35 protein-coding genes, 1 tRNA gene and 1 rRNA gene are annotated in these 26,636 nt (G+C 41.7%); 13 read left to right on the top strand and 24 right to left on the bottom strand.

The features are described from left to right. The 16 genes from G632_RS0111790 to G632_RS0111710 form a co-directional block, all read right to left on the bottom strand. Nucleotides 1-69 (bottom strand): 16S ribosomal RNA (locus tag G632_RS0111790); the annotation flags it as partial. 491 nt (nt 70-560) lie between these two features. Continuing rightward, a tRNA-Ser gene (locus G632_RS0111780) sits at nt 561-648 on the bottom strand. A gap of 99 nt (nt 649-747) precedes the next feature. Next, complete coding sequence (locus G632_RS0111775; RefSeq protein ID WP_022769425.1) at nt 748-1,305, bottom strand: Fe-S-containing hydro-lyase; 558 nt, start codon at nt 1,303-1,305, stop codon at nt 748-750. 61 nt (nt 1,306-1,366) lie between these two features. Beyond that, nucleotides 1,367-2,209: a fumarate hydratase gene (locus tag G632_RS0111770; protein WP_022769424.1), complete on the bottom strand. Its 843-nt coding sequence runs from the start codon at nt 2,207-2,209 to the stop codon at nt 1,367-1,369. Between the two features lie 12 nt (nt 2,210-2,221). After that, nucleotides 2,222-2,629: an HIT family protein gene (locus G632_RS0111765; protein WP_022769422.1), complete on the bottom strand. Its 408-nt coding sequence runs from the start codon at nt 2,627-2,629 to the stop codon at nt 2,222-2,224. Next, nucleotides 2,629-3,276 (bottom strand): rhomboid family intramembrane serine protease, encoded by a 648-nt coding sequence (locus tag G632_RS0111760; protein WP_022769421.1) that lies wholly within the window; start codon nt 3,274-3,276, stop codon nt 2,629-2,631. Before G632_RS0111760 ends, G632_RS0111765 begins: the two co-directional genes overlap by 1 nt. Before the next feature lie 15 nt (nt 3,277-3,291). Continuing rightward, nucleotides 3,292-4,299 (bottom strand): SCP2 sterol-binding domain-containing protein, encoded by a 1,008-nt coding sequence (locus G632_RS0111755; RefSeq protein WP_022769420.1) that lies wholly within the window; start codon nt 4,297-4,299, stop codon nt 3,292-3,294. 47 nt (nt 4,300-4,346) lie between these two features. After that, on the bottom strand, nt 4,347-5,726 hold the full coding sequence (locus G632_RS0111750; RefSeq protein WP_081647152.1) for a DUF6382 domain-containing protein: 1,380 nt from the start codon (nt 5,724-5,726) through the stop codon (nt 4,347-4,349). Continuing rightward, nucleotides 5,723-6,190, bottom strand: a complete 468-nt coding sequence (locus tag G632_RS0111745; protein ID WP_155828886.1) for a hypothetical protein — start codon at nt 6,188-6,190, stop codon at nt 5,723-5,725. Before G632_RS0111745 ends, G632_RS0111750 begins: the two co-directional genes overlap by 4 nt. After that, on the bottom strand, nt 6,177-6,608 hold the full coding sequence (locus G632_RS0111740) for a hypothetical protein (protein ID WP_155828885.1): 432 nt from the start codon (nt 6,606-6,608) through the stop codon (nt 6,177-6,179). The genes G632_RS0111745 and G632_RS0111740 overlap by 14 nt, the downstream gene beginning before the upstream one ends. A 23-nt stretch (nt 6,609-6,631) precedes the next feature. Next, nucleotides 6,632-7,450 carry a hypothetical protein gene (locus tag G632_RS19880; RefSeq protein WP_155828884.1) on the bottom strand — a complete coding sequence of 273 codons (819 nt, stop codon included), beginning with the start codon at nt 7,448-7,450 and terminating at the stop codon, nt 6,632-6,634. Further along, entirely contained in the window at nt 7,440-8,768 is a 1,329-nt protein-coding gene (locus tag G632_RS0111730) for a DUF5702 domain-containing protein (RefSeq protein ID WP_022769414.1), read from the bottom strand. Before G632_RS0111730 ends, G632_RS19880 begins: the two co-directional genes overlap by 11 nt. Before the next feature lie 94 nt (nt 8,769-8,862). Next, a complete protein-coding gene (locus G632_RS0111725) occupies nt 8,863-9,072 on the bottom strand; it encodes a Flp1 family type IVb pilin (protein ID WP_022769412.1) in 210 nt (69 codons plus the stop codon). 35 nt (nt 9,073-9,107) lie between these two features. Next, a complete protein-coding gene (locus tag G632_RS0111720) occupies nt 9,108-10,574 on the bottom strand; it encodes a type II secretion system F family protein (RefSeq protein WP_022769411.1) in 1,467 nt (488 codons plus the stop codon). Continuing rightward, nucleotides 10,567-11,331, bottom strand: a complete 765-nt coding sequence (locus tag G632_RS19875) for a type II secretion system F family protein (protein WP_155828883.1) — start codon at nt 11,329-11,331, stop codon at nt 10,567-10,569. The genes G632_RS0111720 and G632_RS19875 overlap by 8 nt, the downstream gene beginning before the upstream one ends. Further along, nucleotides 11,267-11,626, bottom strand: coding sequence for a hypothetical protein (locus tag G632_RS0111710; protein WP_196802290.1), 360 nt, complete (start codon nt 11,624-11,626; stop codon nt 11,267-11,269). The genes G632_RS19875 and G632_RS0111710 overlap by 65 nt, the downstream gene beginning before the upstream one ends. Before the next feature lie 155 nt (nt 11,627-11,781). Between G632_RS0111710 and G632_RS0111705 the strand changes: the two genes are divergently transcribed. The 12 genes from G632_RS0111705 (at nt 11,782) to G632_RS0111650 (ending at nt 19,986) form a co-directional block, all read left to right on the top strand. Continuing rightward, nucleotides 11,782-12,855: a hypothetical protein gene (locus G632_RS0111705; protein WP_022769407.1), complete on the top strand. Its 1,074-nt coding sequence runs from the start codon at nt 11,782-11,784 to the stop codon at nt 12,853-12,855. Nucleotides 12,856-13,175: 320 nt separating this feature from the next. Beyond that, nucleotides 13,176-14,051 carry a toprim domain-containing protein gene (locus G632_RS0111700; protein ID WP_022769406.1) on the top strand — a complete coding sequence of 292 codons (876 nt, stop codon included), beginning with the start codon at nt 13,176-13,178 and terminating at the stop codon, nt 14,049-14,051. 42 nt (nt 14,052-14,093) lie between these two features. Then, a complete protein-coding gene (locus G632_RS0111695) occupies nt 14,094-15,230 on the top strand; it encodes a DnaB-like helicase C-terminal domain-containing protein (RefSeq protein ID WP_022769405.1) in 1,137 nt (378 codons plus the stop codon). A gap of 53 nt (nt 15,231-15,283) precedes the next feature. Continuing rightward, on the top strand, nt 15,284-15,547 hold the full coding sequence (locus G632_RS0111690) for a hypothetical protein (protein ID WP_022769403.1): 264 nt from the start codon (nt 15,284-15,286) through the stop codon (nt 15,545-15,547). A 407-nt stretch (nt 15,548-15,954) separates the two neighbouring features. Beyond that, nucleotides 15,955-16,554, top strand: coding sequence for a recombinase family protein (locus G632_RS0111685; protein ID WP_022769402.1), 600 nt, complete (start codon nt 15,955-15,957; stop codon nt 16,552-16,554). Nucleotides 16,555-16,655: 101 nt separating this feature from the next. Then, on the top strand, nt 16,656-16,871 hold the full coding sequence (locus tag G632_RS0111680; RefSeq protein WP_022769401.1) for a hypothetical protein: 216 nt from the start codon (nt 16,656-16,658) through the stop codon (nt 16,869-16,871). 308 nt (nt 16,872-17,179) lie between these two features. Beyond that, nucleotides 17,180-18,004, top strand: a complete 825-nt coding sequence (locus tag G632_RS0111675; protein WP_022769399.1) for a YgaP family membrane protein — start codon at nt 17,180-17,182, stop codon at nt 18,002-18,004. A gap of 35 nt (nt 18,005-18,039) precedes the next feature. Then, on the top strand, nt 18,040-18,372 hold the full coding sequence (locus tag G632_RS0111670; RefSeq protein ID WP_022769398.1) for a hypothetical protein: 333 nt from the start codon (nt 18,040-18,042) through the stop codon (nt 18,370-18,372). A 59-nt stretch (nt 18,373-18,431) separates the two neighbouring features. Then, nucleotides 18,432-18,779, top strand: a complete 348-nt coding sequence (locus G632_RS0111665) for a hypothetical protein (protein WP_022769397.1) — start codon at nt 18,432-18,434, stop codon at nt 18,777-18,779. 47 nt (nt 18,780-18,826) lie between these two features. Continuing rightward, nucleotides 18,827-19,201, top strand: a complete 375-nt coding sequence (locus G632_RS0111660; protein WP_022769395.1) for a hypothetical protein — start codon at nt 18,827-18,829, stop codon at nt 19,199-19,201. Nucleotides 19,202-19,406: 205 nt separating this feature from the next. Further along, nucleotides 19,407-19,598, top strand: a complete 192-nt coding sequence (locus tag G632_RS0111655; RefSeq protein ID WP_022769394.1) for a hypothetical protein — start codon at nt 19,407-19,409, stop codon at nt 19,596-19,598. A gap of 55 nt (nt 19,599-19,653) precedes the next feature. Beyond that, a complete protein-coding gene (locus G632_RS0111650; RefSeq protein WP_022769392.1) occupies nt 19,654-19,986 on the top strand; it encodes a hypothetical protein in 333 nt (110 codons plus the stop codon). A 191-nt stretch (nt 19,987-20,177) separates the two neighbouring features. On the opposite strand, the gene G632_RS19870 is transcribed toward G632_RS0111650, so the two are convergent. The 8 genes from G632_RS19870 to G632_RS21295 form a co-directional block, all read right to left on the bottom strand. Beyond that, nucleotides 20,178-21,287, bottom strand: coding sequence for a relaxase/mobilization nuclease domain-containing protein (locus G632_RS19870; protein ID WP_022769390.1), 1,110 nt, complete (start codon nt 21,285-21,287; stop codon nt 20,178-20,180). Then, a complete protein-coding gene (locus tag G632_RS0111635; protein ID WP_022769388.1) occupies nt 21,236-21,616 on the bottom strand; it encodes a plasmid mobilization protein in 381 nt (126 codons plus the stop codon). The genes G632_RS19870 and G632_RS0111635 overlap by 52 nt, the downstream gene beginning before the upstream one ends. 415 nt (nt 21,617-22,031) lie before the next feature. Then, a complete protein-coding gene (locus G632_RS22005) occupies nt 22,032-22,184 on the bottom strand; it encodes a hypothetical protein (RefSeq protein ID WP_022769387.1) in 153 nt (50 codons plus the stop codon). A gap of 1 nt (nt 22,185) precedes the next feature. Next, nucleotides 22,186-23,151: a DUF5688 family protein gene (locus G632_RS0111625; RefSeq protein WP_022769386.1), complete on the bottom strand. Its 966-nt coding sequence runs from the start codon at nt 23,149-23,151 to the stop codon at nt 22,186-22,188. A 3-nt stretch (nt 23,152-23,154) separates the two neighbouring features. Continuing rightward, on the bottom strand, nt 23,155-24,870 hold the full coding sequence (locus G632_RS0111620) for a type IV secretory system conjugative DNA transfer family protein (protein ID WP_022769384.1): 1,716 nt from the start codon (nt 24,868-24,870) through the stop codon (nt 23,155-23,157). Beyond that, a complete protein-coding gene (locus tag G632_RS0111615; RefSeq protein ID WP_022769383.1) occupies nt 24,863-25,306 on the bottom strand; it encodes a hypothetical protein in 444 nt (147 codons plus the stop codon). Before G632_RS0111615 ends, G632_RS0111620 begins: the two co-directional genes overlap by 8 nt. A gap of 3 nt (nt 25,307-25,309) precedes the next feature. After that, the gene (locus G632_RS0111610; RefSeq protein ID WP_022769382.1) at nt 25,310-25,573 is read right to left on the bottom strand and encodes a hypothetical protein; all 264 of its coding nucleotides are present in this window, start codon (nt 25,571-25,573) and stop codon (nt 25,310-25,312) included. Nucleotides 25,574-25,614: 41 nt separating this feature from the next. Continuing rightward, on the bottom strand, nt 25,615-26,001 hold the full coding sequence (locus G632_RS21295) for a helix-turn-helix domain-containing protein (protein ID WP_022769380.1): 387 nt from the start codon (nt 25,999-26,001) through the stop codon (nt 25,615-25,617). 169 nt (nt 26,002-26,170) lie between these two features. Here G632_RS21295 and G632_RS0111600 point away from each other — a divergent pair, with 169 nt between their 5' ends. Next, nucleotides 26,171-26,623, top strand: coding sequence for a hypothetical protein (locus G632_RS0111600; RefSeq protein WP_022769379.1), 453 nt, complete (start codon nt 26,171-26,173; stop codon nt 26,621-26,623). The last annotated feature ends 13 nt before the right edge of the window (nt 26,624-26,636 follow it).

Genomic DNA, 26,636 nt, shown 5'->3' with positions numbered 1-26,636 from the left:
CCGTTCGACTTGCATGTGTTAGGCACGCCGCCAGCGTTCATCCTGAGCCAGGATCGAACTCTCACGTTAAAATAAGTTCAATTCCAGCCAGAACTAAAACGTTAGCTTTCGTTCTGTCCGTTATTACTTTTGGTTTGTTACTTCTGAATAATTCTCTTGGAATTTTTCAGGGTTGCATTACTGTTTATTTGTCAAGGTGCTTTGTTGTTGCTCTGTATTGCCGCAACTCATTTAGAATATCATGTTCAGCAATCTTTGTCAACAACTTTTTTAAAATATTTTTTGGAACTTTTTGGAAACGGCTTGTTTCCTAGGTTCCGTGCCCCTCTTCAAACGGGCAAAAGTTATTATAGCAAAGCCAAATCTTAAATGCAACACCTTTTTTTGGAAATTTTTATAAATCTTATTTTCCACAAAATGTTGTACTTTGAAGAGGATTTTCCTTCTATTTATAGTGGTCATTTAAACCGGTTATCTGATCCGGCCACCAGGGTGATCCAAAATAACACCTCAGAAGGAATAAAAAAGGAAGTCCATTGGACTTCCATTTCTTTGCTAAACGGAGAAAGCGGGATTTGAACCCGCGCGCCGCGTAAACGACCTACACCCTTAGCAGGGGCGCCTCTTCAGCCACTTGAGTATTTCTCCATGCCTGAATCCCACTACCAATATGTGAGTTTCATGCGTCCGTTCAAACCTAAGACGCAAATGTAATTATACAAAGCCCTGCAGCCTTTGTCAATTGTTTTATTCCAACTCCCTCCTGTAAGCAGCACCGGCAGTCTCGTAAAGATTGTTTCCCTCTGAATCAATTACTACTATTGCAGGGAATCTCTCCACTGTAAGCTTACGTATTGCCTCTGTTCCGAGATCGTCATAGGCAATAACTTCAGAAGCAGTAATAGCCTTGGAAAGAAGAGCTCCTGCTCCGCCGATAGCTGCAAAGTAAACAGCTCCGTTTCTAACCATGGCATCTATAACCTCTTTGCTTCTCTTGCCCTTGCCTATCATTCCGCCAAGCCCAAGATCAAGGAGCTTTGGAGCATACTTGTCCATACGGCTTGCTGTGGTTGGTCCGGCAGAACCGATGGGTCTTCCCTCTCTTGCAGGAGATGGTCCCATATAATAGATGAGATTTCCCCTTATATCAAAAGGAAGTTCCTCACCCTTCGAGAGAGCTTCATCCATTCTCTTGTGCGCAGCATCTCTGGCTGTATATATGGTTCCGGTTATGTATACCATATCGCCGGCCTTTAGCTCTTTTGCCAAAGCAGGATCGATAGGGGCCTGTAATTCTCTGTCCATTCTCTAATTCCTTCTATGTTAGTTCACTTGTTCTTCTATAAGAAGAGTTTCTGCAAAAATGTTAGATTGTCACGAATGCATGTCTGTTTACATGGCAGCATATATTCACAGCCACAGGAAGACCTGCGATGTGCGTTGCGTAGGTGTTTATGTTGACTGCAAGCGCCGTTATTCTTCCGCCAAGTCCGGCAGGACCTATTCCACTTGCGTTGATCCTATCAAGCACCTCTTTTTCCATATCAGCTATATATGGGATGTCTGAATGCTCTCCGGCCTTTCTGGTCAGGGCCTGCTTAGCCATGATGGCGCACTTCTCGAAGGTTCCTCCGATGCCTACGCCAACAACCATAGGCGGACAGGCATTGGGACCGGCGTCCATAACAGCCTGAACGATGGCGTTCTTAACACCCTCTTCACCATCGGCGGGCTTGAGCATGAAGACTCTGCTCATGTTCTCGCTTCCGAAGCCCTTGGGAGCACAGGTTATCTCTACCTTATCTCCCGGAACTATCTCGTAATGTATGATTGCGGGAGTGTTATCTCCTGTGTTCTTTCTTATAAGAGGGTCCGATACAACGCTCTTTCTTAGGAAGCCTTCTGTATATCCACGGCGCACTCCTTCGTTTATGGCTTCTGTAAGATCTCCACCCACAAAGTGTACATCCTGACCGACCTTTACGAACAGGACTGCCATTCCGGTATCCTGGCAGATTGGTATCATGTCTTTTCCGGCGATATCGAGATTCTCACGGAGCTGGGCAAATATCTTTTTCCCTAGCTCGGACTCCTCGGCGCTTTGAGCCTTTGAAAGAGCGTCCTCCATATCCTTGGAGAGAAAGTGATTGGCGTCGATGCACAGCTTCTTAACCGCCTCTGTAATTTGCTTAACTTCTATTTCACGCATAGCTTCTCCCGGTCAGGCACCCACAATTGTGTCTTTGATTGCTGCAAGCTCCTCAGGTGAAGGGCTTGTTGGCTTCCATAAAATGTGCTGCCCGTCGTTTGCATATCTTGGAATGATATGAAGATGGAAATGCATAACAGTCTGTCCTGCTGCCTCTCCGTTGTTCTGTACAAGGTTAAGACCGTCGCATGAGAGTTTCTCCTTCATGGTTCCTGCCACCTTCTTGGCAACCTTGGCTGCATCAGCCAAAACGTCCTCAGGAATCTCAAAAAGATCCGCATAGTGGTTCTTGGGAAGAACCAGGGCATGTCCCTTGGTTGCAGGGCCAAGATCAAGGATAACCCTGAAGGAATCGTCCTCGTATATAGTATTTGACGGAATCTCTCCCGCTGCGATTTTACAAAAGATACAGTTTTCCATTATGCAAGTCCCTCCATATTCTTGTTGTTCTTTAAAACAATGATATTTATAACGCCTAAAACAGCTCCCGTTAAAAAGCCTCCGGTGTGAGCCGCGGTGTTTGCACCCTTCTGGAAAAAGCAGGCCTCAATAACAAAGACTCCCAAAAGCGCAAGCCTTATCATAAGGTTTCTGCTTCTTATAAAAGTCTTTCTGTTTACCAGAATCCATACCATAACAAAGCCAACCAGCCCCATAATGGCGCCGCTTGCCCCGACTGAGACCCAGCTGAGTCTGTTCTGGATTTCATAAGCCATGGATATCATGTTGCCAAAGAGTCCCGACAACATATAAAGGAAAAAGTAGAACGCATGCCCTGTGTAGTGCTCAACTATAGCGCCGCCAAGGGCAAGCATCAGCATGTTATTTATGAGGTGCTGAGGATCAGCATGAAGGAACATGGCTGTAAAGAGCCTGTAATACTGACCGTCCCTAAGGACAACTTCAGTGATCATGGCCCCTTTTTCATACATCCATCCAAAGGCAAAACTGCACAGCAAGAAAACGACCACGTTAATGGCCAGCAGTGCCAGTGTTATATAAGAGCTCTTGTATATCTGCTCCTGTCTTTGCCAATAATCTCCCTCAGAGACGTAAGTATCCTGCATCCGGATTTCCCCAACTTAATCTGCCATAAGGTCAAAGAACTGATCCATGCTTCTAAGAAGCTTGAAGTCTCCCTTCATCTTAATGCTTCCTGCCATAAAGGCTCTCTGGAAGCTAAGTCTCCCCCCAAGGATATCTTCAAAGGTTCTCTGATCTGAAGTAAGTGAAACATCGCAACCTTCCTCGTCTCCCACGTGGCAATCGCACTTACTGTTATCTACATCTATGATGATAGGCTTAAGCTTACCGTTATCGGAAAAAGAAATCTTGTACTTAGCCACAACTCCTGCAACAGGAGTGAATTTCCTGTTAAGAGTCTTAGCATATTCCTCGGAACTTCCAAGGGCATCTTCCTGTCCCATCTTGTCCCTGAATATGCTTGCAAGCTCCTGAAGGTCTTCCTTCTGCTTGCGAACGTACTTGTCATCCGAAGCATACTCCGAGAGCTGTTCAGATTCCTGCGGAGTAAGGTCTATGCTCTTGGCAACGCCGACCTTGTTGATGACCGCCTGATTACTTGCAGGGAATACAGGCATCTTCTGATTGATGGTCCTGTAGATGTTCTCCGCCTTCTTATCTATTATCTTGCCGTACTCCGAGCTGTTCTCAAGCTTGGTAGTATCTGCAATATATCCGCACATTCCGTCACAAGGAAGTCCGCCCAGCATCTCCCAGGCAGCTGCAAGACTCATCATGCCTTCTCTCTCGCCGTGAGTCGTACTCATGACAACGGGCGCCATGTAGATCTGTCTGATCTTGTCCTTGTCACCGTAGAGCCAGCAGGCATCAAGAAACTGCATCATGTATCCGCCAATTCCGTACCACTCAACCGTTGATGCCAGAATGATTCCGTCCGCATCCTTAAGAGTGTTGGGCAGAGCTGTGATGCCATTTCTCTGTTCATAGAGATTGTACTGCTGTACCTTTACATTAAGTTCCTGTAAAACCGCTGTGATCTGTGAGATGACGAAAAGCGTTGGATCATCGATGATTCCGCGTCCGCCGTAATAGATATTTACCTTCATGAACTCCCCTCCGCTTAATAATCGTATTATATCACACAATCTCCTATTTATCTGCAATCAAAACAAACTCTGCCAAGCCTTATCTCGTCCCCTTCATCGATGTAGGTCTTTTGCTGGGGAAGGAGCTTAAGACCGTTTTTGTAGGTTCCGTTCGTTGAGCCGAGGTCGATCACAGCAACTCTTCCCCCGTCGCTTACAAACCTGCAATGCATCCTTGATATGCTCATATCGCTCAGCACCTTATCAACACAGCCTTCCATTTTCCCGACTGTCAGCGGAAGCTTATCAAAGGCAATCCTTACTGTCTTGTCCAGATTTCTGCTAAAGAGCGCGATGCCTTCACTTCTGATCTCATCAAGGACCACTGTCTCTCCGCACAGGGCCGTTTCTTTGGTAAAAGAGCTTTCGGCCCTTGCAGGTTTTACGAAATCATAATCCTCTTCGTATCCAAAATCATCTTCTTCGCCCCCATAGCTGATATCCTCCTCCGAATACATCTCATCCTCGCCAAGCTCCCTTGTCTTCTTGCCTTTGCCGGGCGCTTCCACACCGCCTCTAAGCTCCTTAAATCCGCCGACAAGAGCCACCACTCCGGTTACAACCGATACCAGCATTACAAAGATTGACAGCATATTTTCCTCATTTGAAAGGATGTAGTTCATTCTTATATAAACCATAGCTCCCACCAGGCAGAAGAACATGAGGGAAAAGAGAAGTTGGAGCTTTCCACCAAGTCTCTTTCCGGAGCTCTTAAGCCTTCTCTCCCCCTCTTCTTCCTCGTAATCGTCAAAAGAGTCTGTGACGTCCTCTGCATCTGTCATGTCAAAGCTTTCCGTAAAGCTCTCCTCTTGCTTTTCCTCATAAGTGTTCTTCTCTGCCTCACAAGCCTCTTCTGCCAGAGTCTTCTCCAGTGCCTCATAAATAAAATCTCCGAAAGCAGCACTCTGCTCGCAAAGCCTGTAGACCAGCTCGGTAGCCTCTCTGTCATTCTCATCCACCAGCTCCAAAAGCTCCATGGCAAACTCGGAAAAGCTCTTCCCCTCATCATAAAAAGGGCAGTAGAGAAATCTGCATGCTCCGCTTGTAAGATCTGTGTATATGCTCCTACTGTTAAAGACGATTCCTTCTTCTCCCAGCAGAAACTCAGACAAGCCCTCGAGAACATCCTTTATATCTGTAAGAAGGCTCCTTACCTGGGCGGCATTCATCCCGCTTGATGCGAATCTGTCCCCAAGGCTCTGCATGGAATTTATCTCGTAATAAAGAAACTTATCTCCGTTTATGCTCCTCTCGGTCAGAGGCACAAGGCCCTTTATCCTGCCACTTTCTGCGATCTTATACTGATACCTGCTTTCGCCCTCTTTACTCTTATCCTCAAACACAAGGTAGTTATGCTTCAATTCTCTGTAATACTTGTACTCCATCATTCATCTCCTATTGTTTCCAAAATCTCTTTTCCCAAATCCCGTAGTCTCGTGAACCTTCTGATGTGCTCTGCATACTCAAAACGCTTAGCCCTTCCGGCTGCTTCATATTCCCAACCGCTTTGAGGTTTTAAGAAGTACCTTCCCATGGCTGAGTGCCGGGCCTTTGAATATCCATGAACCCGGATTTCTTTTCCTGACGATGCTGCTTCAAACGTAGGGTTTGTGCTGCCAAAATACTTTTTGCCCGCAACCTGCGATGACTTCTCATTTACATAATTTTCAGAGCTTCCATATATCTCCTCATCTGCAACGCTTGCCCTGAAAGCCAGGATATATGCGTCCTGCGACAGAATGCATCTGCCATAGAGGTAGTACGAAAAGTAGATGAGCAGCGCAAAGACGCAGATGATCATCGGCACAATGAAGGAAGCCTCCAGCGTCATATACCCCTTAAATCTGCGCAAGCATCATCACCCCCATCCCCAAGGTCAGGAAAGGAACAAAGGGCATTTTGGCCTTTTTCCCAACCTTTTTAAGCACCAAAAGAATCCCCGATATCAGTCCGCAGGCGAAAACTCCTGCGACCATCCCCATAACCGCGACCCCCGATCCAAGAGCAGGGCCTGCGCACAAAAGCAGCAGCCCATCTCCGTAGCCGACGCTCTGTCCACTGACAAAGGACAAAAGCAGGAGAAACACTCCCGGCATCAGCGACATCAGAACATCCGAAGCATCGAAGTTTCCCCCGTATATACTGAATACAACTTTGGCAAAAGACATACCAAGGCATCCTAGTATCTCCCACAGAAATACGTCTCTGCTCCTTATATCCCCAATTGATGAAATTATCATTATCAGCAAAACACCTAGTCCAAAAAACACTTTTAACTCCTTATCCATTACGCTCATCCGCAGGAGCTGCAGGCTCTGCGCCCGCCCACTTCGGAAATCGGTATCGTATAAATCTTTCTCTTTAGTGCCAGGCAGTTAATACTGCTGTGGTACCTTTCGCCATATCCTGTGATAAAAACGTTGCCTCCTCCGATGTTCTCTCCGCAGTATTCACAGGCGTAGTATATCTTCCTGTCGTTGTTGCGAAGGTGCTTTAGATCCTCGAAGGGAACGCTCTGTACCTTAAGCCTAAGATGCTCGCAGTCAATGCTCCTGTGGTAAACCTCTCCGTACTCCGTGACGTAGACCATCTCCTCCTCGACGCCCTCCATATCAAGGCCGGCCGAGATATCGTATCCCGTCCATGCATGTCCGAAGTATCTGGATTCCACGCCAAATTCATTAAACCCGATGACCGGAATCAGAGGATGGACTTTGTAATCCACCACAAGATCGATGATGTCATTTCCAAAAAGAACTTTTGACTGGATAAAGCTCATGCCCTCAAATCCGTCTGTGACAACGCTTTTATTTATGCCATCTCCAAGGTACTGTCTCACCTTCTCTTTTGCATAAAAAATGCCTGCTGCCCCGGCCAGTGTATCCACAGCTCCTCCGCCTTCTGCTCCGAGACTCTCCTCGCCAAACCTAAGGTCATACGCCAAAAGAGACATCTCGCTTCCCGTCTGGTGAAGCAAAGCCTCCATATCAGATTGGACCTTCACAATATTGAACATGGTCAATATGTTTGCAAAGAAGAAAATAAACAGCGGAAGTGCAAGCGAAGCCTCTACCGTCATAGAGCCCGACAGCCCATGATGCCTACATCTCATATCCATATATCCTTTCTATCTTGCAGTCGTACCCAAACCTTGCCCTTACATGGATCTCCGCACAGAAGGTATCCAGGCAGTGATCCATCTTAAAGGCCGCATTTCCTGCAGTCTTTCTCACATCCATCTCAATTATGTCCGCAAGGCGCATGGTCTTCTCCGGAAGGCTCACCATAAAGAGCCTTGCCCGTACGTAGTCCTCATAGTACATACCCTCTCCGAGATCCCCGCCGTTTAGGAAATCCCTGAAGCCGAACATATTTGTAAGACTTAGCCTCCAGGTGGAATCACTCTTAAAAAGAGGAACCCTTCCGCCGCTGAACAATATGTTTAAGTCCGACACCGTCTCGGCAAAAGTCCAGGCAAAAAGGATTGAGTATTTCACAAGATCTGACAGCTCCGGAATACAGAACAGTGCAGTGACGACCTCAGCAATAAGCTCCGCCTCCGCAACCTTGGCATCACACCCAAAGAGGTAGATCATGTTTGACGCCTCTCTCCAGAAAAGCAGATTCTCAGCCATCCTCTCAAGGTTTCCCCAGTCGCTCTTCTGTCCGTAGATCATGTACTCCAGCTGGTATTTCAAAAGAGATTTTTCAAGCTCGCCGCCATACCTTGAGCACTTCTCGTAGTAGTACTGCTCAAGTAAAAGCCTTTCGCCGGCAGAGATATCCTCTTTGTCGTTGAGCCCTGTTCCCTTATTTAGCTGCCTGTGAGACGCATACTGATCAAGGTCTACGGTTACCTTTGATATCCTTGACTTGTCCTTGATCGCCAGATTCAAAGCACCAATTCCCCTTTGTGAATTCACCACATCCGCAGGATTGGCAAGGCTCATCTCCTCCTCTTCTCCATCCTCGTTGATGATGGGCGGAAGCTCGATAGCATCGATTGCCGCCTGATTCTCTGCAGCCATAGCCTCAACGTCCGTGCTATCAAGGGCGTTATCCTGAATGAGCCTGGCGTTGGTCTGAACATCAGCTAGAAGCCCCTCCACAGGTTCAGCACCCATGTAAGCTATTATCTGCCTGTTTAACACCGCACCTTTATTGTCCAGGGCAAAAGAGCTTCCGGTGATACTTACGCCATCGCAGTACGCAGAAAATATTGAATCATTTCCGGCAAGTCGACTCGGAACAGTCCTGCTAAAGTTCTTTTGCGCATAGTATCTTAGATGCTCCTGTGTGTTTATGATGGAGGGGTTCTCGCACCCGTAAGAAGTATCCACAAACAGGAGCCCATACTGCTCATACAGCGCTCTGCTGTACTCGGCAAGTACTGAATTCATGGAGATATCCGCAACACATTCTGTCTTCATTTTGACTGCCCCTATCCTGGCCCCCTGAAAAAGGACCAGGATAAGTGACAGGATTATCATTATGGACAGCGACAGAAATACCGTCACATAACCCTTAGTTCGTGATAACACGGGTATCCTGTCTGATTGCCTTAAAGACATCCTCAACAATTCCGGATATCTGCTCTTTAAATACGATAACAAGGCCAATGAGCACCACTATGATAAGTATTACCTCTACAGTGCCCATTCCGTTCTCGTCCTTCCAGAAGCTCTTTACTGCTCCCCCAACCTTTTTCCCCAAATTCTTTACTGCTTCGATCATTTTGTTTTCCTCCCTTTTATTCAAAATTTGTATGATCAAAATGCCATGTAAGCCGGTATCATTATCACTATCATTACGATCACCAGCATGATAATCATGGGCAGAAGAAGCCTTGTTCCGGCTTCCTCTCCCGCTTTGCGAACCCTGTCCATCCTCTCGTCGAAGGCCTTTTTGGACTCCTCTTGTAAAAGAGCCAGTAGCTCGCTGTTACCTTTTCTCAGGTTCTGAGACAGTAGCGTTGATAGCCTTGTGTACTGCTGCCCCGAGCATCTAAGGCCAAAGTGCTCGTAGACACTCCCTTCCGATGCTCCGGCTGAGAGCTCTCTCCCGGCCCTTAGAACCTCCTCGTAGAGATATTTCTTTTCTCCGGTCTCTTTCTTTTTCCGTAGGTACCCGTTTCCCAGCTTTTCAAAGATATTCCTCATGGTCATTCCGGCTCCCATATACAGAACGATCTGTGATACGAACTGTGGATAATCCCCCAGCATCTGCTGCCCTCGCTCCTCCATGGCCTTCTTCAGCTCCTTGTCCTTAAGAACGTAAGAGGCTGCGCTTCCGATAAGAGTCAGCATCAGAAGGAGCATGCTGTTGTCGGTTACTTTCTCTGACCAGTGGATCTCCCCCTCATCAAAGCTCTCCGGCAGAATGATTTCCTGCTCCTCTTTTGAATCCTCATCGGCCTTGTCCAAAAGCTCTTTTATCTCCAAAAAAGCCCTCTCCGCAGGCGTTAAATCCCTTGGTCTTATCCGGGCGCAGAAGGACTGCTGCCACCGAAGGTCTCTGTAGCTGTAGATGGCGCTAAGGTTTACCAGCGCGCCTTCCTTTGGGATCATCTCCTCAATGAGCTCTCCGTCGAAGTGGATCACCTCAAGGTTGTCGATCTTCCAGCGGATATCAAAGGGATATCCCGGAATCTTCTCTGTAAGATCCAGGTCTTTCGTCACATCATCAAAGCTCTCATTCTCCTTAAGGACGATCCTCTCAAGGACCTCAGACGCCTCCTCAAACAGGGCATTTGCTTCTTCATCCGTGTACTGCCTTGTCTCAACCGAAAGCTCGTACTCGCCGATCTCTTCGCCGTTTTCATCAGTGGCCACCAGGTCAACTTCGTATTCCTTCTCACCAAAGGAGTTTCTTTCAATAACTCTCCCATCGTTTATCTTGGAACTCTGCCCTGCGCCGATGGCCATCATGAAGGCCAAAAAGCATCCGGCGCTGGCCATAAGGAGCACAACGCTTATCTTCCTGATAAAGTATTCGGTCTCTGCACTGTCCAGATCCTTTTTCTGTTCAAGCGTCCCCAGATACATACGTATTTTTTCCGAGGAAAAAGACCTTACTCTCCCCCTTATGTTCCTGAATATAAAAAGAGAGATCTTCAGATAAGCCCTGCTTATCCCGGTGTCCTCAATCCCTTGCGGAAGCTCGAGGTCTTTTGAGAAAAACCACAAAACGAGCATCACAACCGGAAATATCAAATATGTAAATGCAAGCTTAGACATTGATGTTTACTATCCTTTCCGACATAAAATATGCAAAAGCATAAAATCCCATGCAGATGCTCATGAGCACGATCCCGAACAGGTTGTGATAGAGCGGGTCAAAAAAGCCGGGGCTTGTGAGGCTTATGTAAAAGATAATGAAGAAGGGCACCATGTTCATGATCCTTGCCTCCATCCTCTTTGCACTGATAAGCACGTCGATCTCTTTTTCCACATCCATCTTCTGGGAGATTACCGTGATGGTCCTTGATATTATCTGTGTCATGTTGCCACCACTCCTCTTGGCCACGGCAAAAACCTCCGCAAAATCCCTTATGTCACTGTTGCCCGACTCCTTGCCGAGCCTGTAGATGAGCTTTTCCAGGGGAATGTTGTTCTTTATCCCCTTGCCGATCTTGGAAAGTGCTGCGCAGATAAGGCTCTTTTTCCCATAGAGAAGTTCCATGTCATGGATTGCCTCAAGGAAAGCATTCTCCGGAGAGTATCCGGCCTTGAGATTTGTCAGGACCGAGCTTATCGCATCCCTGAACTGTATCCCTATAAGCCTTGTATTTCTCTCTATCTGGCGCTTTTTCTGATACACGTACCACGGGAACACAACAGGTAAAAGAGCTGCCACAGCAATCCAGGAATCGTAGAATAGCCTGCCAAAGGCCAGTGCTATCAGTACTCCCTGAATGAGTATCGGGATGTCATTTATCCCCCTCGGGTAAGCTAAGGCCTGCTGCCATAAGTTTTTCAGTCGCTTTAAGTTCACTTACTTTCCTCCATTTCCCTACAATCTGTCCTCTTTCATCCTCGCCCTCCTCTTCAAACCTGAAGAGGGTATTCACCTTTATCCTTCCGCTTTCAGGATCAAGCTCCTTTTCCAGCTCGCATATCTCCAGCACTTTCCTGGTCCTGTCCCTTAGTCTTCCAAGATGCACCACGATATCTATTCCCGATGCGATCTGTCCTCTTACTGCAGGGAGCGGAATCTCCATTCCCATCAGCACCATGGTCTCAATTCTCGAGAGCATATCTTCTGCACTGTTGGCGTGTCCTGTGGACATGGCCATATGCGTCTCTTTCTCATCATGCCTTTAGCAATCAATGTCTTTTACTCACGTCATTCCAATATGAAAAAACAAACTACTGCCATCATCATCAAATAAAGCAATCAGTAATTGTCTATTGCCATCTATACACATATTAAGGAGTTCACCGCATGCCCTATAGCCAAATAATTAATAACGAAAACCAAATCACTGTACTCCCAGAGTTCTTAATGATAACTACTGTGCATAACAAGGAGACCTCCGAAGAATCTCTTTCATCCGGCATTCCAATCGACGTCATTGCCTCAAGAACATCATTGCCTACATTAGTATTAAATAAGCAATACATGAACAACTCTAAAATATCGAGGGTCCTTTCCTCAAAGCATATATATATAGAAGATAAAACTCAGCAGATAGATATAAAGATTAAAGACCATATTATTAACATTGTTGATTTATGGAAAGATCAGAATATACAACTATCACAGCAGATAACGCAATTTGATATGGCAGTTATGGATGCGGTGTACACTATAGCAAACAATGGATATGACGTTATTACCGCAGAATGGGTTGTTAAGGTGTTATCGGGAAATTTATCTCAGAAAGTAACTCGTCAGAAGCTTGAAGCAGTAAGGGAAAGTATCGATAAACTTAGATGCATTCACATAAAAATACATTGTGAGTCGGAAATAAAATGTCGCAAGTCTTTGAATGAGTCAATTGATCAATTTGTCTACGAAAGTTATTTACTACCACTTGATAAAGCGATTGCTCACTATAGGGCTAATGGAAAGACAGTAATTACATATCCGATACTGTCGAAGCCTGCTTTATATGCGTATGCGGAAACAACTCATCAAATCATCGACATACCAGCCTCTTTCTTAGGGACGCAAAAGCATTTTAAGGATACAGACGAAGCAATCATAATCAAGCGTTATGTACTAAAGCGCATAGCACAAATGAAAAGCAGCAAAAATAACTTGAGCAGTTGCAAGATTTCTCTCCTATGGTATGACCAAAAACACAATCCCAAAGGCTTATATACAGAGTTAGGGTATACACCAGATGTTACAGATAAATGGAGAACAAAGACAAAGCCTATGATCACAAGAATCGTCAAAGGCACTTTAAGCTATCTGACGGAAATAGGTTATATCAAAGGTTTTTCTGCATATAGGCAAGACGGTAACAACAACCCCTCTTCTCCAATTATGGGCTATGAAGTCATTCTCTAGCAGTTTGAAAGCATTTTTCTCTATGTGAAGTAGAGAAAAAGATAGCACACGCCAACGAACTACTTAGCACACGCTAAGGAAAAAAATAGCACACGCCAACGAACTACTTAGCACACGTCTACTTCATAAAATCGTTCGCATTGCACTAGCCATCAGCAATTCTCACCCTGATTCTCCAAAGTGTAAGTTAACATAGGTTATTGTAAGTTAACTTACCTAAACTGACAGGGATATGCTAATGCAATCCCTGCCAGTTTAGAAAAGAATACGGGTATGGAAAGAAAAAAGTTATTCATTCTTCATTATAAGGAGGCTTATCTATGCAATATACATCTGAACAAATTCATATCGCACGCCGCGCTGATCTATACCAATACTTACTCAGATATCATCCAAACCTGTTTAAAGTTGAAGGTCAAAGCATTCATCCGAAGGACAATTTGAGCTTGTCTATTAAGAAAGGCTACTCAGGATACAAAGACTTTGCAACAGATGAAACTGGAAACGGAATAGACTACTTAACCAAATATCTTAGCTACACTGTACCAGAAGCTGTAAATGCACTATGTGGCGGACTGGTTTCCACAAATGATGACGGCAATTCAACACTATTGCAGCCAACATCAATTGAACTATCGAATACTCCACTGAATGTACCTCCGCCTGCAAATTGTAGGTATCGTCAACTATTTGCCTATCTGATGCGCAGAGGCATCCCAGCAAAAACCATACAAGCACTTATCGATCAGCATCTTCTCTATCAGGAGTCGGCTCACAACAACATTATCTTCATTAATAAAGAGCAAGACTTTGCTGAGTTTCACGGGACTCTAACGTACGGCAAACCATTTCATAGCTGTCGGAAACTAGCTCCTGACCGTTTTTGGTGGTTTCGCGAATCTAGTAATGCGCATACAGCTTATATATGTGAAGCAGCCATCGATGCTATCAGTTTATATGAGCTTAATAAACCAAATGACTGCCCTGCGTACTACATAAGTCTAGGTGGAGTTGCTAACCAGCAATCTATAGACCGAATCAAGCGACAGCAATTTCTACATAACATCATGCTTGCAGTTGATAACGATGTCGCAGGCCAAAAATGTCGGGAAAGAAATAAAGATTTAGCCTGCATTATCCCAAATCACAAGGATTGGAACGAAGATTTAATGGCCAGAATAAATTTTAGGCAATGAACAGTTTTTTCTTTCCATCCCCGTATTTTTTAGGAGGTCAATATGCCTGATACAACGAATGTTAACGATTATTCTACTCAGATCAAATCCTTTGTGGATAACCTGGAGCCTGTCATATCTAAAAAAAATCCATTTATAGACAGTCGTTTTGAGAAATCTGTACGAATTAGTACAGGCTGGCTGTCGATGGATATAGCTCTAAACGGCGGCTTTTCAAACGAGCTGTACATTCTAGGTGCAGAAACAAGTACTGGTAAATCTGCGCTTTTGATGAATATGGCGCAGAATATTGCTCAGCAAGACATTAACGTTTTATATTTTTCATTAGAAATGAGTGCGGATGAGTATATAGCCCGGGCTATTTCATCTTTTTCATTCTTGGCGAGCATTGATGATAGTAACAAACGTAAGATTACTCCCGGGGATGTACTTTACTGGACTTATGATCATAAAGAAAAAACGTTTACTAAACTCTCTTATGAGACATATGACGAATATGTCGATAAGTATTTTGCAACTTATGGCAACCATTTATACATAGTAGAATCCAACATCTCTGGTTTTTCTGCAAAAGACATTGCCAATATCTGTGCTTTGTTCAAAAAATCGCACCCAAACGAAAAACTAGTAGTATTTATTGACTACCTTCAGATTCTCAAAGCAGATGCAGATGACAGGACTCAGGCTGATCGCAAAACCAAAATGGATGTCTCAGTTACTGTTCTCAAAACTCTCGCCTCTCAAATAGGAATGCCTGTAATAACAGTATCCAGCATAAGCAGATCTAATTACAATGGCACCATTTCTACCTCATCGTTTAAGGAAAGTGGTGATACTGAGTATACTGCCGGTGTTTTAATTGGCTGGAACTGGCACGGCGTTACCGACACATGTGATAAAGCAGAAATAGCTATAGAAAAAGAGGCTTGTAACCAAAGAGGCTACCGCAAAATGGTCTTCGACGTTCTAAAATACCGAAACTCTCAGCGCGATCACGGGGTAAAACTGATATATTTCCCAGCATATAGTTACTTTTTTGATGAATACGACTGGCATCCTGATTTTGATACATCAAACCCATTTGAATCATGGGACGCCCCCTCAGGCTCTACGTCCAGCCCTCCCAATAATGATTCACCCAAGAAGCCAGAGTATTCCCAGACAAAATTGAGCTTTTAGGGCACTTCGGTGTAAATTCTTTAATCTACTACTATTTTTTAGGAGGTTCAAATATGTTTATTTACGACACTAATGACCCAGAACAAATTCTTTATACTACCATAAAGTCATATATCCGCCGAGAAGGTGGCAGTCATTCACATGCATCGTTTAAATCATTACTTCAGGAGATTAACCAATATCAAAACCTTTATGGATTTTCCTGTGTTTACGATTTTATCATGCAAAATGCTGATACTTTATCACATAACAGTTCACAACAATTGCAGGCACTTGAATATGAATTAGATTCGCTCTTTTTTGAATCAGTCTTTTAGTATGTTCCGAATCACTCCGCAAATTTCAATTAAGAAAGGGCTACAACACCTGTAGTTTTGGTTAACTCTATGAAATTTTTAATAATTGATGTTCGTGGTATATATAAGACCGCCAATGTCTTCACATGGGGCCAGTTTTGTGATGAAATTGATCGTTTTGAGAGAATAAGTGGCACCAATGCATGCCAACTCCTGTTCAGATACAAAAATGAACTTGTAAACTTTAAAACCATCTGTGCCTGGGCTGATGCTCTCCCATGTGATAAATACTTAATTTAAATGTCCAGAAAAACATTTGTTAATCTGAACAATAATAATGAACAATAGGAACCACAATTTAAAGCCTATTAAAGCTCGTATTGTTCATTTTTTAATTCATACCTTTTTCTGAACAGGAGATATGCTATATGGAAACCATTTATGGATATGCAAGATGCTCTACTGATGAATCACGTCAAGATATTGATAGACAAAGACGAGAATTAAAAAACATGGGAATTGGGGAAGATAAACTGATATTTTGGGAATATGAATCCGGAAGAAAACTTGATCGCGCGGAATTTCAGAAATTGTTAGATATAATTCAACCCGGAGACAGCATTGCCGTGACAGAAGTATCACGGCTTACGCGCTCTACAAAGCATCTATGCGAAATACTACAGATTGTGCAAGAAAGGCATATTAGGCTAATCATTGGGAATTTTGATATTGATTGCCGTAAAGAAGATGTTGACCCTATGACCAAGGGCATGCTTATGATGTGGGGAGTTTTTTCGGAGATGGAAAGAGACATTATTTCTCAACGAGTTAAATCAGGAATTGAAAATGCACGGAGTAAAGGAAAGCATATTGGCAGACCTGTAATTACTCCTGAAAGAATACCACTCAAATTCTATCAGCACTATCCTCTTTATAAAAGACACGAAATAACCATTACCGACTTTGCCAAAATTCTGAACTGCAGTCGTACAACAGTATATAAGTATATTTCGCTGGTTAATCAATAATATCTTTGACATTATCAGCAGACAATATCAACAGTCGTTGACGTTATATCACAAATTAAATTACGATAAACATGAGTAATGAAAGAGAACTAACAAAAAATATGAGAGCAGAATTGAGGCGTAACGGTATTGTTGGAACATTAAGTGATTATGAGGCTAGAAGAGATCATTTGATAGATATTTTAAATGATGGTCGTGATGATGTGCTTGAGTTTATACCGGATTTTATAATGATTGACCTTTTGAAGGAATATAAGTATTCATTTGGGTACTATAACAATATTGATGAGTTTGTAGAAGGAAAGCCAATAATATGAATGCCTAAAAAAGTTCAAGAAGGAGTACTTTCTTGAATGCCAATAATCATTACACCGCAACAACGACCAGAACGAACTATCAGTGGTGGAATTTACGCAATTTTAATACATTTGATTATCACAATATGATATATTAGTATCTACAAGCGATTTTTATGAAAAAGTTCAAGAAAGGACACATTTTGGAATGGTAACTATGGATATTCTGGGAGTAATGGTGTAAGAAGATAATAACAAAATGCACTTTTTACAGTTCATGATAAAAACTATCTGGATCGTTAAGAATTATACATTTGAAGAAATCTGAAATGCAGATTGGAGAGGAAAATGATATGGGAAATGGATGTCCTCAATGTGGAGCTTTTTTAGGTGCTGTAGAAAAAGGTGATATGACAAATTACAATGTTGCAAAAGGTGTTGTAGGTGAAGCGCTTTTGGGAACTGCTGGAGCACTAGCTGGTTTTGAAAATAAAACAGTATACGAATGCAGTGTATGTGGATGCCAGTTCTATTGGAACACTTCAACCACAACAAAGATGCTTAAGAGGGGATATAAAACTCCTGAGTACAGAGCACCTATGGGCAAAGGCGATTTTACAGATACAGTAGATTGCACCAATGGATATAGCTATAGAGTGCGAAAAAGCGATGTTGGTAGTGGGTTCGAATCTACTTATTTCGAAGTAAAAGAGCCAGGTAAAACGTATTATGATAAGCATATGTGCTACGGTGATACAGTGAAATTTGAATACGACACAATAGGGCGACGTTTACTTAGATATTATAAATGCCGTGATGGTAGAGTACGCTCAAAAGAATATAGATTTGATAGTGAAAATGATCTTATGACAATTATAAATGATTTGATAAGCGCTAGAGATAGCCAAAAAGATGCTGTTTCGCTTGCTACAGTAGGCGGTTTTGCGTCAATTATAGATATAACTCCAAAATTTGGTGAAACGATACCGAAAGGTACTAAAGATTCAAGACAAATTAGAATAGCTATAGCTAGTGCTGCACTTGGAATCTTTGTGGGATTATTTGCATTAAGTGCTGGAATAGGAGCTTTTTTGGCAACTGCTTTTATTGGTTTTTGTGTTTCAGAGATATATTTGCAGTTTAAGATGGATTAGTATCTATTTTTGATTATAATAATGGAGTTAAATATATGGAATATATAATGTTGTTAATATTCTTCTTGATAATTGGGCTTGTATTAGATGCATTTTGGCAGGTGAAAATATTGCCGATGTTTTCTTTTTATAAAATAAAGTTCAAGCCAATACGGTATTTTGTGGCATTTTTGCCACTGATAATATGCTTGACGATTTGGATTTCAATTTGCCATTCATGGTCACAGGATTATAGGGAAATAAACGAACGAAGAGCGAATAGAACTGAATACAGAAAGGATTCGGGAGTGGATGAGAAGAAAGCAAATGAAGCAGGTTATTATAAAAAGAATGGCAAGTGGTACTACAAAGGAAAAGGATCAAACTAATTATGGTTTGGCTTATTCTATTTATTACATACTCTTGCATGAAAGTATGGAGGTATAGAATGGGCTCTTATTACAAATTTAAAATAGAAAGTGTTTCAGAAGGAGTAAGATTTGCGCTCTATCCAAACAATAGCAATACCCAAGCGTTGGGAGTTTCAGGAGTTAATTATCCCAATGTGGAAACATGTAAAAGGGAGCTTGAGAGTTTTCGCGAGTATGTAAAAAACGTAGATATAAGAGAAATACTTGATTACGGCAAAATATCAAGTTCTGAATGGCTACCTAAGTTAATGAAGGAGGGCAATGTAGTTTTTTACAAAAATGAAAAACCCCTTCGAACAGGAAGGGCAGATTGTGAGCGCTGGGCTGATGATGTTAAAAAAAACATCGATGCACCTATCAGGTAAGCTGCAATCAAGGCAAGAAAGAATCTTTTATTCATAAGGAGACCATAATGTATTTGATTTTTACTATACTAATGATTTTATTTATTGGATGGGCGGTGATAAAGGCAGGAGCATGGTGGGGAGGAGCAGCAGGATCTGCAACTTCTAGTTTATATAATTCTATATCTGGAAATAATGATGTGGTTACACTTGATTACTATACTCATTTTTCAGATGTGATCAACTATAGTACTAAGGAAAAAGTTGATTATGAATTGAAGATTAAGTTTATTACAATAAGTAAGGACAATGGCAATAAGCCCCCAACATATACGTGCACTCAACTAGATAATGGCGATTATCGTTATAGCATTACGGCAACTAATAAAGCACATAAATCAATTAAATTTCTTTGCTGCGGTCAATATAGTATGTTTAAATAACTATAGAACATACTGCATTAAGGCAATTGCCTCATTTGGACAAAGGCAATGTTGCTTTTTTAGTAATTGTTTATGATAACGTGATAATAAAATATAACTTTTTGTACAGTTTAAAGCAAAGAGGATTATTCCAAAAACGGAATAGTCCTTTTTTCTTTGCCCTGCGCAGGTCAAAGCAATACTTTTATGAAAGGGGGTATCAACCGTGATTGATATTACAGTTACTACAACCAAGGGCGTGGAAGCTGCCGAGAAGAATCTTCAGCAGGCTAAGAACAGGCTTGCAACAGTAAGGCAGTCCAACATCATATGTTGGACTGTTTTTTATTTGACAATTACTATTAGACATGGTATATTAACCCCCGCAGCCAATTCTATGGCTATATTATTGTCCTAATCCAGAACAATAATTTTTCCCATAATTCACTTGTATTATATAAGGAGCAATAACTATGTTTGATATTGGTGAACAATCGGCTTTTCTGTCCGGTAATTTTACAATTATAGAAATGAATAACAAGTATATTGAACTTAAAAGCAATGCTACCAGCCAGTACTGGTTGGTTCGGAAGTTTGATACGGATGGATATCCTCCAGTAGTACTATACCATCGCCATAACAACAAAGAGCACTACCACGTGCACTTTGTTTATGCACAAGATAACGCTCTTTTACCCTACACAGAAATAGTTAAACATGATAAGTACATTCTTAAGAGAGATGCTAAAAGAAAGGCTACCACTCAGTTATCAAATAACATGCTCGTATCCGCAGCATTTGTTTAAGGAGGATTCATGAAAAAACTACATATTCTTTTGACCGCATGGCTTTCTTTTTTCTCAGCACTATTTATTTGCAGATATGAAAACTATCAAATAGGATTCACACTTCTTAGCATCTCATATTTGTTAGCTATAACAGGGTTTGCACTTTCAATCAAAAGACTTCTAGGCTACATCGAATAATTGTTGTATTTCTAAAACGACATCTTAAATCCATCATCTATAAAATCCTCCATAAAAGTATTTTGATCAAAAGTCTGTGCATTACTTATTTCTTCCTTTAACATAGAGGTTTTTTTTCTTAAAAAATCCAGTTCGGCACTTAATTTTTCGATCTTTTCTTGTGTACGCTGGACTAGCTCGTCAGTTTCATTTCTTGATTTGCAATCATTCATATACTGAACGAGAACATTTAATCGTTCTTCAGTAGCATATATAAGCAACTGATATTCTTGTAGTTTTTCTTTATTATTATTATATTTAATTCCTGCATTATTATTGTTTATGTCAAATTGATGCAGTAGCTGTTGCTTAGATACAGCAATACTATATGTCTTTGCAAGATTAGTATCTCTTAATTTATGGCCTGCCTTGTCAGAAAAAGTAATATGTTTTTTTCGATCTGTCCAAGTGGTTTCCCAGCCAGATTCGTGCATTTTAAAAATAAAATCATCTTTACTAACGGCAGAATCTTTGGCACGCATAAGCGCAAGAGCACAATCATGTACAAAACTATCTATAAGATTTATTAGTGCTTTATATTTGTCTTTCGACCAAGTAATCAATGTTCCTTCTGTTATTTTTTCGCCATTAAAATGATGCCCTTTTTGAGCGACTGTGAGCCCTCGTTCTATACACATGGCATTGGTGAGCAATTTCATACTGTCAAGGTCATGTTTAGTAGAATGTAATTTGTGACCATCAATATAACTCACACTATTTGTGACCATATGCAAATGTAAGTGATCTTTATCCTGGTGCACTGTAATAAGCGTCTGGTGGTTTGGAAAAGTCTTATCAGCAAACTCTTTACCAAATTCCAGTACTTCTGCAGGCGATATTTGCTCATCTTTATGAAAAGATATGATGGTATGTGCGTACATACGCCCATTATCCTTATCCCATATTCGTTTTTCTTCCATGAAAGCATTATATACAGAATCCCATGTTAGCTCATCAGGCGAAGGTCCTGTCATCGTAACATATCCCTCCCGTACCTTCTGAGCTTTAAGTGCATATTGGATACAATTTCTTAATCCTCCATGCGATTTTGATGTGCGACTGACCGCCTTCGTGATTGCCATAGCTTATTTGCCTCATCTCTCATATGAACTACTACGCATGCTATTTCGTTGATTTTACATGCGTCAAGATTGTACCCCAATAAATTTGCACCGTGAGCAAGCTGGTTCAGGTTTGTCCCAATCCCTCTTAACTGCCTATCAATATCAGCCAATAGTGATGCCTCTTCTCTTAGAAGCTCTCTATCAGTTTCTGTAGTGAGTTTTGCTCCCAAACTACTGTGCAGAAGATAGCTCTGTATACTTTGGCCTGTACTTGATATTCTTTTCATCAGTTCATCATACTCGGCATCAGTATATCTTACGGATAGCCTATGATTTCGCTTTCTCATACAGTTCTCCTTGATGGGTAATCCAATAGGGCAAAGCCCTGTGGTTAGTTGCAAGGACAAAGTCTTTGCCGGGAAATGCAAAGGGCGAGAAGCCCTTTAACAAATCATGTTTATATATATCCAAAAGTCCAGTGAACTTTTAGTTATATATAAAAACAATTTGTGTGCTCTGGAGTTAAGAGGACGAAATCCTTTATGGGGTTCCAAGGGGCAACGCCCCTGGCAAGTCAAGAACCTGTTTTTATCAGGTTCGGTGTATAGTGGGCACCCACTATGCGTAACTTGCTGTATCACGCGGAAATGATTTAGAAGCTTAGGCGGTCAGTTCCGCGCGATACATGGTTTGCGGTATATGTGAGGCTTCCCCGATGAAGAAGCCTCATTTATACCGCGTGGTTCTTAAGAACCACCACCATTAATTACCGGAGCCATTACGCTTGATTATGTCTGTAATATATTTCGTGAGTTCTGTCATGACTGGGTGAATACTGTTCTTGGCATACATCTCATAACACTCCTTAACCTGTTTAAGTGCTGTAGATTTACCAGCGTTATCATTTCTTTTCATATTAAAGACCTCCTATTCCGAAACTCATAGATGGTGAATCATCACCCACGGACTGCTCAACTTCTGGAGTAAAAGAATCACCCACAATAGTAAGTTTGTTTCCATCATATCTGTACAGACTGTCACTGAGATAATCTGCATCTGATACCGTTGCTTCATTCACTGACTTAATAATCTCGCGCAGGCTATCAGGATCCATCTGGTCAGTGATTTTTAGAGCTAAAACCTCATGCCGCGAACTAGGTATGATTATAATGTCTGAACCATCCCCAAGTTCTGAGTGCACTCTATTCAGGGTGTCCCGTGATAACAACACATTGGATCCGTTAATTGTGCTTTCGTTGGTAAGAACATAAATCCCCGGATCCACATCTGAAACAGGATTCTCACCAAGCATTCCAGCGAGCACATTACCGATAGCCTCAACCTTAAAAGGCATCTTGTTAATATTATCCTGCCCCGCTTGCAAAACTTCGTCACCCGTCATTTCAAGTTCCTGGCATATCTGTTTTGTTACTACAAAGGATGCCTCTTCCGAAACCATCCAGCGACATATTACAGCCAAGTCATCAGTTATCTTGTAATGTGGAACATTACTAAGCAGTTCCTGATTCCGATCAGCATTTACCACGTTCAAAATGACGTGCTTCTTGGCTTCTTCAGCTGTCAGCACAGGCATTTCAAACTCAGGTTTTCTAAAATGTATAAGAGACTCGGAAAGTTGTTCAGCTATCTCCTCCAGGCTGGCATAGCCATGTTTATATTTGATGAAAAGGTCATCAATATCTACAGAAGGTGCAACGGATTCTCCATCAACCCGTGCAGTTACAGCATGCGTTTTAACATTAGTCTTAATCTTCTCAACCACTTCAACAGAGACCTCTTCACCAAGTTTCTGTTCCAGGCGCTGTTTAATTTCACTTGAGAGGTCAGCACCGAACACCTCTATAGTCTTGTTATAGTCCATTGATTATTCCTCCTTTGGACGATTGGCAGCCATACACTTCTGGCTTATGTCATTGAGTTCTTTGATATTGTAGTAGCGACCTGCTACAGCATCAGTTCGCATATATTTATTATGGATAAAAACTACAGCTTCACCTTTATCTTGGAGATTCATAAGAAGATCCGGCGTAATAACAGGCTTGTCATTAAAGGTACGTGAATAAGAACTAGACTGATAGTTTTCAGTATAATTCACACTCTCTTCGTGATAATTTCCTACCCACCCCGCTATTTCTTTAGCACTCTCAGAATCTGTTACACTCAGAAATACCATTAATTGACAAAGCTCAAAAAGTGTCTTGGCATCTTCACGCTTCCAGGCTGACAAGATTTGTTGCTGACTTTGGCATGTCAAAATTGTTATACATCCACGCGAACGTCCTAAAGCTATGAGCTGAAGTATTCCACAGCCACCACCACCTTTCGCAGAAAGATTTAGGCGAGGAAATTCATCTAAATACAACATGATTTTGTGCTTAGGATTGTCAGGACGTTTGGATCCATAACGGATTATAGATTCCGATATAGTTCGGATGATGACACTCCACTCATCCAAATGAAACTCAGGTATACACAAAAAAAGACTGCTTGTCTCAAGATCCTTGGGCGATGCCATTCTCGGGTTGTCACCTAATGCCCACCTTGCCCCTGATCCCATGAATATCCTGAGCGACTCAAATAAGGTAGCCTGTATCGACTCAAAGGCCTCACCCTTTTTATCTGCATAGGGCTTAAGCATTTTGACCACTCTTATATACTCAGGCCTATCGCTACACTCTTCTAAGATCTGTTTAATTCTGTCGCCAACAGATTCCATCAATAGATAATCCATACCATCCATAAATGTGCTCTCACGCTTTTCATGAAGAGCTTTTACCTTCACATAGTACAGAATCCCAGCCATTAAATTTCTAGCACTATCGTAGAAGAACTTGTTCCTACTATCAGCTGGGCAACTGATAATGGATCTGCATATAGCATCAATCTCTGACATGATTTCATCATCCGTGGACTGTTCCGTTATGCTAAAGTACAAGTCAAAACCGAAGCTATGCCTGTCAAAAAAATCTATTTTTTTAACCGGAGGACCATTAGGATTATGAGTATCCACACACTTATCAAAAATCTCGGGTTTAATATCTATGCAAAAGATACTTATATCAGGATTCTTAAGCATCGATATTATTGAGCTGATCATAAGAGTGGTCTTTCCTGTTCCAGCTGACCCATCTATAAGAGCGCCTGCTAGAGTATTTTTCTCTGGAGATATTGGATATACAATGTAGCGACTATGCTTACCACCACCAACTTCTCGTCCTACAATTATTCCGCCATCAGGAGTATCAGATAAGAACTGCTCATCGATGGGCGGATAGAGTCTGCGTTTGCGTCTTGCTGATATATCTACGGGTTCATAGTCAAGATTTATCATCCAGGAAAACAATGTTACTGTTTTACCCATTGAATATCTTTGGATATTGAGAAGAAATATACACCCCCACGCAATACCCGCTATAGCTATTGCTGGCTTATAGTCAATCGGCCCATTAATAGCACCTGGATGACCTCTAGCAAGAGTAACAAACTCTCTTGCCTTAACTAGAGCCCCAAAAACCATTCCTGGCCAAGGAAGTCCGGATATGCATATACACTCCCACAAAGAAGTCTTTTTTTTACTCATGCGGCCACCCGCTTTCTCTTATCTGTTTATCAAGTTTTTTCTGCTCGGTGATATAAAGCATATATGCATCTATCAACTTATCCATATTGTTAATTAGTGTTACACATGCTTCATTAGCACACGTATCTCTATACGCGATATAGTCGCAAACCCGATTATATGCCTTTTTTGATTCCTGATAACTAAATATTGCGCTGTTGGCCAATCTCAAATAACCATTTCGAATTCTGCTGTACTGGGCCTTTTTTGTATTAATGCACGCTCTAAATGCAGGATAATCAAACATGTTTTTAACTGTTTCAACACACTCTTCTAGATGTTGACAAGATAGTAACAGATTCTCTACGATTCCCTCGTTACGCAATCCAGTTTCTCCAAAGCATTCATCATCCAGCCTTTCAAACGCCTGTTGGCAAAAAGCACATTGTCTTTCCATGTATCACACCTGCTCTTTCTTTATCATGGTCCATACTGCATCTCTTGGATCCCCAAACTGATGATATCCGCGCTTTCGCAAGATTTTGATCTTATACAAGCTTGGTTCATAATATGCAATGGTCTTATATCCATATACCTTTGCATACAACTCAACAAGACGAACAATAATCAAAAACACAACCCGGTTCAGGCTTGATGAATCGGTAATATGCTCTTCCCTGTTAGTAATAACTTTCGTATCATCATCTTTTTTTACAACGATCATGGCTTATTCCTCCTTTAGTAAATATCTTAGTTTCAATACTCTTATAGCTGAACATCAGAAATGATCGATTTCTCATCATAAATGATTACTTCTCCAAGCCGCTTACTTAGCAAGCTCCTTACCAGATTTTCAATAATTGCTTTATCCTGTGGGTCTAATAGCTCAACCAGTCTTCCTATGTCTGTAGCCTCTGTTTCATCCTGTAATAGATCCTCTGGATGTACCTTCAATGCTTTTGAAATTCGCATAAGCATACCAATCCCCATCTCCCCCCGCTGACCTCGCTCGTATCCACTAATATTTGAACCATCAGTGCCTAACATCCCGCCAAGATCATCTTGAGTAAGTCCTCGTAGAAGTCTAAAATCTCTTATTCTCTCCCCGACTTTTTTACAATCTATAGTTGTATCCAATTTGTAAGCAAACATATTACTATCCTCCTATCTCTTGTTGTCTGATATTTGGATCATGTATTTATTTAAAAAAAATAAAACGCCAGATATAAACACTGAAAACCGTGTTTGATATCTAACGTCCCACATTTGTTTTAATGTGCTATAATTATCGATATAGTGTTTTTATATTAGGAGGATTGTAATGTCTATATATGCTACCGATAGTTCTATTAAAATGCTACAAAAACTATTTGATTATCTTGGAGAATATGGCGGCACCATAACGACATCTGATCCAATCGCATGGCCAACTTTTGATTTGGAGGTACATGTCGCTCGCGATAACAAAAAGACTATCCTTATCGGTTTTTACAATACTCTCAACGGAGATGTTATATTTTCCCCTGAGTTTAGTATTATGCTAACACTTGATAAAGGTATCATTACACAGGCTGAAATAATACATTGTATCCAGCAAAGTATCTTTGGAGAAATAATGATTGACTCAAATGATATGCTATTTACATATGTCAACCCCGCAGAAAAAGATTCCATTGGTCTCGAAAAACGATTCTCTTCTTTTATGAAAGAGATCCAAAACGGCCCATATTTTGAGGCATCCTGCAAGATTGAGAGATATGAAGACGAAACATAAAAGAGGTCCTCAC

It is taken from the genome of Butyrivibrio sp. NC2007 (genome assembly GCF_000421405.1).
Taxonomy (GTDB): domain Bacteria; phylum Bacillota; class Clostridia; order Lachnospirales; family Lachnospiraceae; genus Butyrivibrio.
This window is presented reverse-complemented; position numbering and strand designations above follow the sequence as displayed.